This window comes from Phenylobacterium sp. SCN 70-31, assembly GCF_001724605.1.
Taxonomy (GTDB): domain Bacteria; phylum Pseudomonadota; class Alphaproteobacteria; order Caulobacterales; family Caulobacteraceae; genus Phenylobacterium.
This window is the reverse complement of record NZ_MEEX01000001.1, coordinates 203,797-218,021: the sequence shown is the minus strand read 5'-3', so window position 1 is coordinate 218,021 and position 14,225 is coordinate 203,797. Positions and strand designations below refer to the sequence as shown.

Sequence of the window (14,225 nt, the reverse complement as noted above, 5' to 3'; positions counted from 1 at the left end):
GAGTTCTAGTATATGACTCGTCGGTCAGGAATGCAGGCGCAGAACGACGCGCTGTCGTTGATGACGGACCTGGACCGCAAGGTTCACTGGCTCTCGGCCTGGACGATCCACAACGCCAACCACCTGCGTGAGAGCCGCGACGGCCTGAAGGTGGGCGGCCACCAGGCCTCGTCCGCTTCGATGGCGACCATCCTGTCGGCCCTTTACTTCGGCGTGCTCGATGGGAAGGACCGGGTGGCGGTGAAGCCGCACGCAAGTCCGGCGTTCCACGCCATCCAGTACCTCTACGGGCGGCAGGACCGGGACCAGCTCGAGCGCTTCCGCGCCCTGGGCGGGGCCCAGTCGTATCCCTCCCGCACGAAGGATCGCGACGGCGTCGACTTCTCGACCGGCTCGGTCGGCCTGGGCGTCGCGGTGACGCTCTTCGCGTCCCTGATCCAGGACTACCTCGTCGCGCACCGCCAGATGGACCCCGCGGCGGCGGGCCGGATGATCGCTCTGCTGGGCGACGCCGAACTGGACGAGGGGAACATCTACGAAGCCCTCATCGAGGGCGCGAAGCACGACCTGCGCAAGTGCTGGTGGATTGTCGACTACAACCGCCAGAGCCTGGATGCGACCACCAGCGACCGCATGTTCGAGCGGTTCGACGAGATCTTCCGCGCGTGTGGCTGGGAGGTCTCGACCCTGAAGTACGGCCGCGCGCTGGAGCAGGCGTTCGCCGAGCCGGGGGGCGCGGCCCTGCGCGCCTGGATCGATGCGGCGCCCAACGACCTCTACGCCACGCTGAGCTTCAAGGGCGGCGCGGCCTGGCGCGAGCGGCTGTCGGCCGACATCGGGAGCCATCCCGGCATTCCGGCCCTGCTGGCGCGCCGCGACGACGCGGCCCTCGGCGACCTGATGACTAACCTCGGCGGCCACGACCTGGAGGCCTTACTCGACCTCTTCCGCTCGGTCGACGACGATCGGCCGCGGCTGTTCATCATCTACACGATCAAGGGGTACGGCCTGCCGTTCCAGGGCCACAAAGACAACCACTCGGGCCTGATGACCGTCGCCCAGATGGCCGCCTACCAGGACGCGATGGGTGTGCCGGCGGGCGAGGAGTGGGACCCCTACTCGGGCCTGCCCCGCGACGGCGCGGACTATGAGGCCTTCCTGACGCGCACGGCCTTCGCCGCCAAGGCCGCCCCGCCGGCGCCGTCGGCGATCCCCGTGCCCGACCGCGACGCGTTCCCGCGACCGACGGGGCGCCAGTCGACGCAGGTGGCGTTTGGCAAGGTGCTGAACGACCTGGCGCGGGCCGGCGGTCCGCTCGCGGACGCCATCCTCACGACGTCGCCCGACGTCACGGTCTCCACCAACCTGGGCGGGTTCGTGAACCAGCGGGGGCTGTTTGCACGGGAGCTTCGCGCCGACGCCTTTCGCGACGGCGCCGTCGCCTCGCCGCAGCGATGGCTGATGAGCCCTGACGGCCAGCACATGGAGCTAGGGATCGCCGAGCACAATCTGTTCCTGATGCTCGCGGCGGCCGGCCTCTCCGCGCCGCTGTTCGGCCGGCGGATCATCCCGGTGGGCACGCTCTACGACCCGTTCATCAACCGCGGCCTCGATGCCCTGAACTACGCCTGCTACCAGGACGCCCGCTTCCTGCTCGTGGCCACCCCGAGCGGGCTTACGCTCGCGCCCGAGGGCGGCGCCCACCAGTCGATCCACACGCCGCTGATCGGCATGGCGCAGCCGGGGCTCACCTACTTCGAGCCGGCCTACGTCGATGAACTGGTGGAAGTGATGCGCTGGGCGTTCGACCATCTGCAGGCCGACGAGGGCGGTTCAGTCTACCTGCGGCTTTCGACGCGCGCCCTCGAACAACCCGAGCGAACCCTCGACGACGCACAGGTGGGCGACCTTCTGCGCGGCGCCTACTGGCAGGTTCGGCCGCAGCCGGGGGCGGACCTCGCGCTCGTCTACACCGGCGCCATCGCGCCCGAAGCCCTGGAGGCGTTCGAGGCGATCCGCGAGGACGTGCCCGGGGCCGGCCTGCTCGCGGTTCCCAGCCCCGACCTCCTGCAGCGCGACTGGACCGCCGCCCAGGCGGCGCGCGCCGGGGGTGGGCGCACGCTCAGCCACGTGGAGCGCCTGCTGTCCGACATCGCGCCGATGGGGGCGCTGGCCACCGTGGTGGATGGCCCGCCCGCGACGCTGGCCTGGCTGGGCGGCGTGCACGGCAACCGCGTCGCCCCGCTCGGGCTGCAACGGTTCGGCCAGTCCGGAGACCTGCCGGACCTTTACCGCGCGTACCGGCTGGACGCCGACGCGATCCTCGACGCGGCCGCGACGGCCTTGGCGGGCGCATCGGCATGACGGACATCCTGATGCCCGCCCTGTCGCCCACCATGGAGGAGGGCACGCTCGCCAAGTGGCACGTGAAGAAGGGCGACACGATCAAGTCCGGCGACGTGATCGCCGAGATCGAGACCGACAAGGCGACGATGGAGGTGGAGGCCGTCGACGAGGGCGTGGTCGAGGACCTGCTGATCGCCGAGGGCGCCGAGGGCGTGAAGGTCAACACGCCCATCGCGAAGCTGACGGGGCAGGGCGACAGCGCGCCTGCGCCGAAGGCCGAGGCTCCGAAGGCCGAGGCCACGCCGGCCCCGGCAGCTGAGCCCGTAAAGGCCGAAGCGCCCAAGCCAGCTCCGGTGGCCGCTGTCCCCGCGCCTGCGCCGGCGAAGGTCGCCGACGGGAGCCGCGTCTTCGCTTCGCCGCTGGCGCGCCGGCTGGCCGAGCAGAAGGGGATCGATCTCAGCGCGGTTACAGGCTCGGGCCCGCACGGCCGCATCGTGAAGGCCGACATCGACAACGCCCAGCCGGGCGCTGCGAAGCCGGCTGCCGCGCCCGCCGCCGCTCCGGCTGCGGCCCCCGCGGCCGCCGCCGCGCCGCGTGAGCACAAGACGCTGGAGCAGATGGGCATCGCGCCCGGCAGCTACGATCTCATCCCGCTGGACGGCATGCGGAAGACCGTGGCGCGTCGGATGACCGACAGCTTCCGCGACGTGCCGCACTTCCCGCTGACCATCGACATCGAGATCGACGAGCTGCTGGCGGCGCGCACCAAGATCAACGGCCTGCTCCAGAAGACGGGCGTGAAGGTCAGCGTGAACGACATCGTCATGAAGGCCTGCGCCGTCGCCCTGATGAAGGTGCCCGAGGCCAATGCGTCGTACTCGCCCGAGGGCATCGCGATGCACCACCATGCGGACATCGCCATGGCGGTCGCGATCCCGGGCGGCCTGATCACGCCGATCATTCGCAAGGCCGAGACCAAGAACCTAGCCCAGATCGCCACCGACACCAAGGACCTGGCCGCCCGCGCCCGCGACAAGAAGCTGAAGCCCGACGAGTTCCTGGGCGGCACCTTCAGCGTCTCGAACCTTGGCATGTTCGGCATCAAGACCTTCGCCTCGATCATCAACGAGCCGCAGGGCTGCATCATGTCGGTCGGCGCCGGCGAGAAGCGGGCCGTGGTGAAGGGCGACGAGATCGTCATCGCCAATGTGATGTCGGTCACGCTGACCTGCGACCACCGCGTGGTCGACGGCGCGGTCGGCGCGCGCTTCCTGGCGGCCTTCAAGGAGATGCTGGAAGAGCCGCTCCGGATGATCGTCTAGCCTGCCTGGGACTCGGCGCCAAATGTCGTGCGGCTGGAGCCCGAGTACGAGCCTGCCGGCGAGGAAACTCACCAACGGGTTCTCCACGCCATCAACCCGGTGGAAGGTCGACAGGTCGCGTAACCCCGGCAGGACGTGCGAGCCAGGACGTGCGAGGCCTTGAACTCCGCGTCTCCGGGGTCGTTGGGCATCTCGTCACAGGCAGCCGGGAGCTGATTCCCGTCGTCTGGCCTCGAGTAGGACGGCTCGCGCCATCTGGCGGCTCCTGAACTTGCGTCGGTTCCGCCTACGGCCTTCGACCTGGGACGCCCACCGTCTTGGGGGCATCCCATGCCGTCGGGCAAGGCCCCTTGGGCTCTCCTGGCTACGCTGTCGTGCGATGGACAGCCGCGGTCGTTGTGGCGCCTCCCATCAAGGCATGAGATCTCCCACCTCCCCACCTACGGTCGGGCGGCGGCGTCACGACGCAGGGGGCGCAGAAGGAGATCAAGGCCCAGAACCACGATCAGCGACGCGCCCACGGCCGGGTATAGGAGGCCCAGGGGCGCCAGCACGGCGGCCAGCGCGCCGTAGGCTCCGGGGTCCGCCGGCTTTGGCGGCGCGGCGAGTCGGCCTCTCGGCCGTCGCTTCCACCACATGATCATCGCCGAGATCCCGAGCAGCCAGACGGCGACGCATCCGGCCAGCATCAGCAGGCGGTTGGGCTCGCCGTACTGCTGGCCCTGGTGAGTGTGGATGCCCCACTGGATGGCCTTCGCCGCCGGGCCGTACTGCGCGTAGTCGATGTCGGCGAGCGTGCGGCCGTCCGAGGACAGGTAGAGGCTGCGGGTCTCTTCGACGCGGGATGGGAGGCGCGAGACCGACCAGGCCTTGTCGGGGCTGTCGGGAATCGCGACCGCGAAGGGGCGCGCGACGCCGGCCGCATCGGCGCGCTGGATCGCGCCGGCGAGGGTCAGCAGCGCAGGCTGGATGGCATGGGCGCGGTGCGCCGAATGCATCTCGACGCCCTCCATCGCCCACGGCGTCGCGGGGTCGGAGCCCTTGTCGTGCGCCGCATGCGCCCAGGTCCAGGCCGGGGCCGGCGGTTTCGGCGCCCCCCAGCCGGCGTCATTGGTGAGTTTGCGGACCTCCGCGCCCCAGAAGGCCGACCACGGCATGCCGGTCACCGCCAGGAAGAGAACCACCGCAGCCGCGAAGACGCCCGTGACCGCGTGCAGATCGCGCCAGAAGACCCGTCGGGCGGGCGTGGCGCGCACGGTGACCACCCCGCCGGACGCGCCGCGCGGCCACCACAGGACGACGCCCGTGGCGACCATCACGATGGTCCAACCGGCCACCAGCTCGATCATCATGTTCGGGATCTTGCCGGCGATCGCGAGGCTGTGGATCCGCTTCACCGTGTCCATGACGCCGACGCCGGCGATGCTGCCGGTGACATGCGCGTCCGCCGGATCGACGAAGACGGTGCGCGTCCCGCTGGGGCTCTGGGTCTCGACGCGGATCGCGCGGCCGGCCTCCGCCGGGACTTCGACCCGGGTGGCCTTGCCGCCGGACGCCTGGGCGGCGGCGCGCACCCAGGCGTCCGGCGACGCGGTCGGGACCTTCGCCTCGACGGTCGCCATGGACCGGTAAAGCATACCTTCGATCTCGGTCCTGTAGAGATAGGCGCCGCCGGTCAGCGCCATCAGCATCAGCACCGGCAGGATCAGCAGGCCGGCGTAGAAGTGCCAGCGCCAGAAGGCGCGGTAAACCGCGCCGGCGGCGTCGGCGGCGACCGGATCTGAGGCGTGCGTGGTGGTCATCGGTCCGCCCTCACCAACGGCGCCGCAGGCCGCCGTAAACCGACCGCCCCATGCCCGGATTGAAGAGCTCCGAGGTGGGCGTGGCCGTCCCCGCGATCGCGACCGTGGAGATGTAGCGCTTGTCGGTAAGGTTGCGCCCTTCGAGGTAAGCCGACCAGCCTTGCTTCGTATCGAATCCGAAGCGAAAGCCCAGGAGGGCATAGCGGTCGATGGTCAGGGTGTTGGCGTTGTCGGCGTAGTAGCGCTCGGGCGACCACTCGACGTTCGGGCCGGCGTAGAGGCCGCTGGGGTGGCGGTAGAGCGCCTCGGCGCGCAGCAGGTGCTTCGGCACACCCGGCAGCTCGTTGTCGCCGTAGCGCGCATCGCCGTCGAAATTAAAGTCGTTGAGCGTGTAGGCGACGTTGAGCGAGAGGCCGTCGCCCTCGATGAGGGCCGACTTCGCGACCGGCGCCATGAGGCCCGCTTCCAGGCCCTGGTGGACCGTCCGACCGGCATTGATCGTGCTGCAGGCGCTGAACGGCCCGGTGGTCAGGCACTGCAGCTCGTTCCTGATCTCGGCGCGATAGGCCGATAGATCCCAGGTCAGCTCGCCGCGCCGGCCCCGCGTGCCGGCCTCGTAGGTGGTGGCGGTCTGGGCCTTGAGCTCCGCCGTGCTGACCGGCGTCGCGAACGAGATGGTGTCGTAGCTCGGGACTTCGGCGCTGCGCGAGATGTTGGCGAACACCTGCCAGTCCGGAGCGACATTCCACAGGACGCCGACCTTCGGGCTCCATTCGCTGTAGCTGCGCTCGCCGGATTGATCGCCGTTCGACAGGAAGCGGTCGCGACGGTCGCGGGTGGCGCGCAGATACTGGACGCCCAGGATCAGCGAGAGGTCCGGCCGGACGTAGAGCGCGTTCTCGGCGTAGGCGGTGATGGTCTTCGACGTGTCGACCATGGACGCCACCAGGGCGCCCTTCACGGCGCCGGCGTTGTTCACGAACTGCTCGGTGTCGAGCTTGCCGTTGTTGACGTTCAGACCGGCGACGAGCCGGTTGCGCATCTCGCCGAACTGGCGGTCGTCAGTGGTCCGGACGAAGCCGCCGTAGTCGTCCACCGTGAAGTCCAGATACTGGAAGATCGGGTGGTCGACGCGCCGGTCCAGGTAGTAGGCGCCGACGTCGATCGTCGTGTTTCCCAGGCTGAAGGTCGTCTTGTTGGCGACCCGGAACGAGTCGATGTTCCGCTGCTGGTCCTGCACCACCCAGCCCGGGTTGGCGGCCTTCGGATCGTCGAGCGCCGAGGCCTTGCCGACCTCGCCCGGGATGCGGGCGCGCCAGGCGTAGGCGTTGATGTAGAAGCGGGTCTCGAGCTCGGGTGAGAGCCGGTAGCCCAGGTTGGCGTTCAGGCGCTTGAACGCGCCCTTCGAATGCTCGCGATATCCATCCTCAGACTGGGCCGAGGCGCTGACGAAGCCATCCCAGGCGCCGTCGGCGAATCCGGTGCTGACCTGGCCGCGTACGAAGCCGAAGCTGCCGACATCCAGGCGTCCGTCGAAGCGCTGAGCGTCGCGACCGGTCGGCATGACGAAGTTGATTGCGCCGCCCAAGCTGTTTCCACCGTAGCGAAGGGCGTTCGCGCCCTTGAAGACCTCGACATAGCGATAGGCGCTGGGATCGACCTCCGAGAGGTCGAGCAGGCCGTCAGAGGTGTTGATCGGCACGCCGTCCGCCAGCGCCTGGATCCCGCGGGCGCCGTAGGCGCGAGACAGGCCCGAGCCGCGGATCGAGACCCGCGCGTCGGGGCCATAGCGTGGCTGGGTGATCACGCCCGGCACATAGGCCAGTACGTCCTTGATGGCGGCGGCGGGGCCGCTCTTGAAGGCGCTGTCGGGGATCACCGCGACGCCGCCGGCGGTACGCTGGATATCGGCCGTGGCTTGGGCGGTGGTCGGGACCGTGAGCGCGGCGCGCTCGCCGGAGACGACAACGCGCTCGACGGTGTTCGGGGGTTCCGCCTCTTCGGCGCAGGCGAGGACGGGCCATGCGAGGACGGGCCAGGCGCAGGCGCCGAGCAGGAGGGCGCGGCCGAGCGCGCGGGTGATGAGGACATGTGAATGCAGTTCCAGAACGCAGGATGACGGGCGCGCAAGGGTTCGCGCGCCGGCGAGGTCGATCAGGCGGTGTGGAGCGGGGGGCCTTGTCCGGGCGGGCGTGGCGGTGCGCGGGCGGGCGGAATGCGGAGCTGCGGCGCCGGAGGGGCGTCCTGGATCTCGACCGCGTAGGCTACGCGGGAGACGACGAGGATCGGGGGCGGTGTGTTCGCCGGGGCCGGGCAGAGGCAGTGTTTGCAGTTGTGGCTGACCGGGGGCGCCCCAGGATCGACCGGCGCCGTCTGAAGGCCCATCTCGGTGCAGAGCGTCATCTGTCCGGAGGACGCCGGCGTGGCCGCCGCCAGGGTCGGCAGCAGCGCCTGCACGAGCAGCGCGAAGACCGCGATGATCGCGATCATCGCGCGCCTTTCGGCGCATGCGGTCATGGTCAGTGCTGGCCCCACGGCAGGCTTCCTACACCGAATGGGCGACCAGACAACCGGCTTGTGGTCCGCAATCGCCGCCGCGCCGTGCAATCCACGGCGGACCGCCGTGGAGATCCCGCGGTGTCCCCTGGGAATTCTCGCAGGAAGACGGGCGATGGGCATGGACGGAGCGGATCTCGCACTTTCCACGAGCCGCGCCAGGGACCCGGGGGGAAGTCATCGACGATGAATGGAATCCGGCGGCGCCGGCCTTCCGCCCACGGGCCTCAGTAGAGGTCGAGCACCGTCGCTTCGCCCAGTTCGGACAGGACGACGTCCTTCACGCGGTGCATGTGATAGCGCCAGGTCGCCTCGGCGCCGTCCGGGTTGCGATGCAGGATCATGTCGTAGAGCACGCGGTGGCTCTCGAGCGCGAGCTTGTTCAGTTCCAGTTGGTCGGGCCGCGCCCGGGAGACGAAGTGGGTGACATGGCGGCGGAAGATGTCGTCCAGCATGCCCACCATCAGCGCCAGCGGCACGTTGCCCGCCCGCTGAACCAGGATGCGGTGCAGTTCGGCGGTGGCCAGGGCGAAAACGTTGAAGTCGGCGAGGTGCGCCTCTTCCCATTCGAGGTGCTCGCGCAGGGCGCGCAGGTCGTCCTCGGTCCGTATCTCGGCCAGCGAGCGCATCAGCGACGGCTCGATGATGAGGCGGGCCTGAAGCACCTCCTTCAACGTGGCTCCCCGCATCTGGAGCAGCAGGCCCACCGATTTCGCCGCCGCCTCGTCCTGGGGCACCTTGATGCGCGCGCCGCCGTTGGCTCCGCGCTTCACCTCGATCAGGGTCTCGGCTTCCAGGATTCGGAACGCCTCCCGCAGCGACGCGCGTGAGACGTGGAACTGAGCCATCATCTCGGCCTCGGACGGCAGCGCGTCGCCGGCGAGGAGTTCGCCCAGGACGATCCGCCGACGGAGGGTCTCGGCGATCAGTTCGGCCGCCTTCGGCACGCGGATCTCGGCGTTGCCGGGCGCAGGCCGGGCGATCCGATCGGGAGTCGCCTCGCGCGGCGGGTTCGACGGGCGCCGACGATCCTCGGTCTTCGGAGGCTGCGGCGGGGAGGTGGGGACGGCTTTCACGACATCGACTTTCCACAAGGGAGCGCGCGGCGCAAAGCCCATCTTGCGCCGGAGGCCTTCCGACAGTTATAGTATAATAAATAAACTTATTGGGAGGATTAGGGCCGATGTCGATCGCGTGGGACCATCAGTGCGACATGCTGGTGGTCGGGGCCGGGGGCGGAATGGCGGGCGCCCTCGAGGCCAGCGATCGCGGCCTGGAGGTCGTCGTGGTCGAGAAGTCCGCCTGGATCGGGGGCGCCACCGCCTATTCGGGCGGCACGCTGTGGCTGCTGGACAATCCGTTCCTCAAGGCCAGGGGGATCGCGGAATCCCGGGAGCAGGCGCGCCGTCACATGGACGCGGTGGTGGGGGATGCGGGGCCGGCCTCGAGCCCCGCGCGCCGCGACGCCTACGTCGACGGCGGGCGCGCCCTGGTCGAGCTCATGGCGCGCCACGAGGTGCCCCTCGTCCATTCCGGCTGGGCGGACTACTACGCCGAGCGCGACGGCGGCGTGCCCCAGGGGCGGACGGTCCACACGCTGCCGTTCGACGCGCGGCGGCTGGGCGCCGACCGGGAGCTCCTGCGGCCGGCCGCGATCGTGGTGCCGGCCAATTCCGTGGAGGTGGCGGTCCTCGCGCTGGGACCGCGCACGCCGAAGGCGGCGATGACCTGGCTGCGCGTCGGCCTGCGCACGATCCTGGCCAAGCTCCGCGGAGCGGTCCTGCTCACCCGCGGGCAGGCGCTCGTTGCGCGGCTGTTCGAGGCCCTGACCCGGGCGAAGGTCCCGATCTGGCGGGAGACCCCGCTGGTCGAACTGGTCTGCGAGGAGGGGCGGGTCACAGGCGCGCGCCTCCGCCGCGACGGCCAGTTGGTGTCGATCCGCGCCCGCAGGGGCGTCCTGCTCGCCGCCGGCGGCTTCGCCCGCAACGCCGGGATGCGGCAGGAGCACCAGGCTCCCGTGGGCGTCGACTGGACGATGGCGCCGGTGGACGACACGGGAGACGCGATCCGGCTGGGCCAGGACCTCGGCGCCGCCACCGACCTGATGGACGAGGCGTGGTGGGTGCCGGGCACCAGCCCCCCGGGGTCGGTGATGCTGCACGTCTGGGACCGCTGCTTCCCGCACGCCATCATGGTGGACGCCGAGGGGCGCCGCTTCGTCAACGAGGCCGACCCCTACATGGAGGTGGGCCAGATCATGCTGGAGCGCCAGCGCGCCCTGGGCCGGCCCGGCTGGATGATCCTCGAGAGCCGCCATCGCGACCGCTACGCCTTCGGCATGACGCCGCCGCGGATGACGCCCAAGGCCTGGTTCGAGAGCGGCTACATGAAGAAGGCGTCCAGCCTGGACGAACTGGCCGACCTCTGCGGCCTCGACCGCGAGGTGTTCCGCGGCTCGATCGCCCGCTTCAACGGCCATGTCGCCAAGGGGCGCGACGAGGACTTCCGCCGCGGAGACAGCGTCTACAACCGCTTCTACGGCGACAGCCGGGCCGGGCCCAATCCGAACCTGGGTGCGATCGAGAAGGCGCCGTTCTACGCCGTCCAGGTCCATCCGGGAGACGTGGGGACCGCGGGCGGCCTGCTCACCGACGAGCACGCCCGCGTGCTGCGCGCCGACGGCGTGGCGATCCCGGGCCTCTACGCCGCCGGCAACACCAGCGCCTCCGTGTTCGGGCGCACCTATCCCGGCGCGGGCGCCTCGATCGGAGCCTCGATGGTGTTCTCGATCCGCGCAGCCCAGCATATGGCGGGCGTGAACGCGTGACCGGCGCTCATGATCTCCGCCACCTCCAGACCCGGCTGGGCCGGGTGGCCTATGTGCGCCGCGGGGCGGGACCGCCGCTGGTCCTGCTGCACGGCAATGGCCATGCCTGGCACGAGTTCGAGCCGGTGCTGGACGCTCTGGCCGCCGGCTTCGACGTGGTGGCGTGGGACATGCCCGGCCACGGCGCATCCGACGATCTCGCCGCGCCGCCCACGATCACGGCCTTGGCAGGCGCCCTGGGCGATCTGATCGACGACCTGTCGCTGTCCCGCCCCGCCCTGGCCGGCACCTCCGTCGGCGCGATGATCGCCCTGGCCGCGGCGAACGCCCGCGCCGACGTGCGCGCGGTGGTCCTCGCCGAGGTCCAGTACCGCACCCGAGCCTGGTGGGACGCCGCCTGGCCGCGTGTCGAGCAGTTGTTCGGTCAGCCGGTGCAGACCCGCGACGAGATCCAGCAGCGCTTCGTCTCGCCGGTCGCGGACCGTGTCGCCCAGCGCTGGAACGCCGATCGCGCGCGCGTCGGCGCGACGGGCCTGATCGCGGTGATGGAGGCGATCCGCGGGTTCGACGTGGCGTCCGAACTGCGCGCCCTCCGCCAGCCGGGCCTGATGCTGTTCGGCGAGGCCGGGCCGACCGTCGACATGGCCGACGCCGTGCGGGCCGACCTGCCCGGCCTGCGGATCGAGGTGCTGCCCGGGGCGGGCCATTTCCTCACGGTCGACCAGCCGGCCGCGTTCGCCCGCCTGGTGGCCGAAGCCGTGAATGGCGCGGGCGAATGATCGAGAGCCAGCTTACGCCCGGCCTGCGGGTTCGTATCGACCGGAACCGGTGCGTGTGCAGCGAGAGCTGCGCGCGCCTCGCCCCGAATACCTTCGAGACCGACGACGAGGGCCTGGTGACGCTGCTCGCCGGACCGTTCGACGGCGAGACCGCCGTTCGCGCGGCGGCCGCCAACTGCCCCGTCGCGGCCATCATCCTGGAGCCTGTTGACCGATGACCCTCAAGGACGAGATCTCGCCCGCCGGAGCGAGCGGCGTGGGACGCTACGACTGGGAGCGCGAGACCACCCAGCGGACGGGCGCCGGGGCGGTCGACGATCCCTATCCGCTGATCGCCGTGCGGCGCGCCGAGGGGCCGGTCGCCAGCGACTCGTTCTTCGGCATGTTCGGCCTGCCCGACCCGATGGCCGCCGCGTGGCCGGGAGCGCAGCGCTTCGCCACCCTGTCGTACGCCGCCACCGAGGCGGTGCTGCGCGACAACGTCACGTTTTCCAACGCCGGCATCCGGCGGATGACCGAGGACGTCTTCGGCCCCGTGTCCCTCATGGGCTCGGACGACCCGGAACATCGGCAGTTCCGCCTGCTGATCCAGCCCGCCTTCGGCAAGAAGGCCATGGGGCTCTGGACGTCCTGGGTGAAGCCGCGCCTGGACGAACTGATCGACGGCTTCGTGGAGCAGGGGCGGGCCGAGCTCTACTTCGACTACTGCGCCCAGTTCCCAGTGTTCGTGATCGCCATGACCCTGGGCGTCGCGCGCGAGGATCTGGACCACTTCCACGAACTGGCCGCCAAGCTCCAGATCGGCGCCGCGCCGCCGGACGAGGCCCGCGCCGCTCGCTTCCAGGTCGAGGATTACATGCGCCGGGTCATCGCCGCCCGCCGCGTCCAACCCCGGGACGACCTGATCAGCCTACTGATCGACAGCGAGCTGAAGACCGCGGAAGGATCGGAGAAGATCACCGAGGAGCAGATCCTGGGGCTGGTGTGCAACCTGCTGCCGGCGGGCGCGGGCACCACCTACCGCAGCCTGGGCATCGTTCTCGTCACCCTCCTCCAGCGGCCCGAGCTGCTGGCGCGGCTCTACGGCGAGCGCGACCTGATCCCCCTGGTCATCGAGGAGGCCTTGCGGTGGAATGGGCCGGTGCTGACCGCTCCGTTCCGCCTGGCCACCGCTGACGCCGAGATCGAGGGGGTGAAGATCCCCAAGGGCGCCCTGGTCGAGCCGGGAATCGCCGCGGCCAACCGCGACCCGGCCCGTTTTGACCAGCCCGACGCCTTCGATCCCTTCCGTCCGGCCCAGGCCAACCTGGCGTTCAGCTTCGGCTCGCACTTCTGCGTGGGCGGCCAGGTGGCGCGGATGGAGCTGCGCAGCGCCCTGAACGCCTTGCTGGACCGCCTGCCGAACCTGCGCATGGACCCAGATGCGCCGCCGCCGCAGCTCACGGGGCTGCTCTATCGGATGCCCACGGGCGTCCCGGTGGTGTGGGGCTGATGCGCGCGGCCCTGTTCCTCGAGGCCGGCGCGCCGCTGTCGGTCCAGGACGTCGAGCTGTTGCCGCCGGGCCCCAACGACGTGGTCGTCCGCGTGACCGCCACGGCGCTGTGCCAGACCGACGTCAGCGTACGGGCCGGCAAGTACGGCTATGGCGCGCCGCTGATCATGGGTCACGAGGCCTGCGGCGTGATCGAGGCGCTGGGCGCGGCGGTGACCGGACTGTCGGTCGGCGACCGGGTGGCCACCTCGTCCGCCCCGGCCTGCGGCGCCTGCGAAAACTGTCTGGGGGGGCGCCCGCACGTCTGCGTCCTGGCCCAGGAGGTGCGCAAACCCGTCCGCGCCAGGCTGCCGGACGGCTCGCTGGCCATGGGCCTCTACGGCGTCGGCTCGTTCGCCGAGCGGATGACGGTGAACCAGGCCTCGGTCGTGGCGCTGCGCACGCGGCTGCCCGACGCCGAGCTGGCGCTGATCGGCTGCGGCGTCACCACGGGCCTGGGGGCGGTGCTGAACCGGACCGACCTGAAGCCGGGGGGCTCGCTGGCCGTGATCGGCTGCGGCGCGGTGGGCCTGGCCGCCATCCAGGGCGCGCGGATCGCCGGCGCCGTCACCGTCATCGGCATCGACCCGCGCGAGGCCCGGCGCGCCGACGCCCGCGCCATGGGGGCCAGCCTGACCCTCGATCCCGGTCCATCGGTCGTCGAGGCCGTGCTGGAGGCGACGGGCGGGCGCGGCGTGGACGCCTGCATCGACGGCGTAGGCTTGCCCGCCACGGTCGATCAGGCCTACGCCATGACCCGGCAGGCCGGCAGCGTGGTCATCGTCGGGCTGCCGCCCCAGGGCGCCACCTTCTCCTTCGACGCGTGGCCCTTCTTTCTCTCGGAGAAGCGGATCTCCAGCTCGCTCTTCGGGTCGGCCGACATCCGCCGAGACTTCCCGCGCTACGCGCGGTTCGCCGAGGAAGGGCGGTTGAACCTCGGCGGCCTCGTCTCGAGAACCCTCACCCTGGACCAGGTGAACGAGGGGCTCGACGCCCTGGCGGCCGGCGACGTGGTCCGCGCCGTCATCGTGCCCGATTGAGGCCGTCTCCCACCGGCGCTAG

Annotated in this window: 11 protein-coding genes; 7 read left to right on the top strand and 4 right to left on the bottom strand. The window is 70.8% G+C overall.

Going from position 1 to position 14,225, the window contains the following annotated elements:
* Positions 1-12 precede the first annotated feature (12 nt).
* Both ABS78_RS01020 and ABS78_RS01015 read left to right on the top strand, forming a co-directional pair.
* Positions 13-2,364 (top strand): transketolase, encoded by a 2,352-nt coding sequence (locus tag ABS78_RS01020; RefSeq protein WP_293373980.1) that lies wholly within the window; start codon positions 13-15, stop codon positions 2,362-2,364.
* Positions 2,361-3,668 (top strand): pyruvate dehydrogenase complex dihydrolipoamide acetyltransferase, encoded by a 1,308-nt coding sequence (locus ABS78_RS01015; protein WP_293373978.1) that lies wholly within the window; start codon positions 2,361-2,363, stop codon positions 3,666-3,668. The genes ABS78_RS01020 and ABS78_RS01015 overlap by 4 nt, the downstream gene beginning before the upstream one ends.
* A gap of 440 nt (positions 3,669-4,108) precedes the next feature.
* On the opposite strand, the gene ABS78_RS01010 is transcribed toward ABS78_RS01015, so the two are convergent.
* From ABS78_RS01010 to ABS78_RS00995, 4 genes are all read right to left on the bottom strand, one after another.
* Positions 4,109-5,470 (bottom strand): PepSY domain-containing protein, encoded by a 1,362-nt coding sequence (locus ABS78_RS01010; RefSeq protein ID WP_293373977.1) that lies wholly within the window; start codon positions 5,468-5,470, stop codon positions 4,109-4,111.
* 10 nt (positions 5,471-5,480) lie between these two features.
* Positions 5,481-7,376 carry a TonB-dependent receptor gene (locus ABS78_RS01005; RefSeq protein ID WP_293374035.1) on the bottom strand — a complete coding sequence of 632 codons (1,896 nt, stop codon included), beginning with the start codon at positions 7,374-7,376 and terminating at the stop codon, positions 5,481-5,483.
* Positions 7,377-7,624: 248 nt separating this feature from the next.
* Complete coding sequence (locus ABS78_RS01000) at positions 7,625-7,960, bottom strand: DUF2946 family protein (protein ID WP_293374037.1); 336 nt, start codon at positions 7,958-7,960, stop codon at positions 7,625-7,627.
* A gap of 293 nt (positions 7,961-8,253) precedes the next feature.
* Positions 8,254-9,102: an FCD domain-containing protein gene (locus ABS78_RS00995; RefSeq protein ID WP_293373975.1), complete on the bottom strand. Its 849-nt coding sequence runs from the start codon at positions 9,100-9,102 to the stop codon at positions 8,254-8,256.
* A 107-nt stretch (positions 9,103-9,209) separates the two neighbouring features.
* Between ABS78_RS00995 and ABS78_RS00990 the strand changes: the two genes are divergently transcribed.
* From ABS78_RS00990 to ABS78_RS00970, 5 genes are read left to right on the top strand one after another with little or no spacing between them, the layout of a single operon-like run.
* Positions 9,210-10,853, top strand: coding sequence for an FAD-binding protein (locus ABS78_RS00990; RefSeq protein ID WP_293373973.1), 1,644 nt, complete (start codon positions 9,210-9,212; stop codon positions 10,851-10,853).
* Positions 10,850-11,632 (top strand): alpha/beta hydrolase, encoded by a 783-nt coding sequence (locus ABS78_RS00985; protein WP_293373971.1) that lies wholly within the window; start codon positions 10,850-10,852, stop codon positions 11,630-11,632. Before ABS78_RS00990 ends, ABS78_RS00985 begins: the two co-directional genes overlap by 4 nt.
* Entirely contained in the window at positions 11,629-11,850 is a 222-nt protein-coding gene (locus ABS78_RS00980) for a ferredoxin (RefSeq protein ID WP_293373969.1), read from the top strand. Before ABS78_RS00985 ends, ABS78_RS00980 begins: the two co-directional genes overlap by 4 nt.
* Positions 11,847-13,124, top strand: coding sequence for a cytochrome P450 (locus ABS78_RS00975; RefSeq protein ID WP_293373967.1), 1,278 nt, complete (start codon positions 11,847-11,849; stop codon positions 13,122-13,124). Before ABS78_RS00980 ends, ABS78_RS00975 begins: the two co-directional genes overlap by 4 nt.
* Entirely contained in the window at positions 13,124-14,203 is a 1,080-nt protein-coding gene (locus tag ABS78_RS00970; RefSeq protein WP_293373965.1) for a zinc-binding dehydrogenase, read from the top strand. The genes ABS78_RS00975 and ABS78_RS00970 overlap by 1 nt, the downstream gene beginning before the upstream one ends.
* Positions 14,204-14,225: the final 22 nt, after the last annotated feature.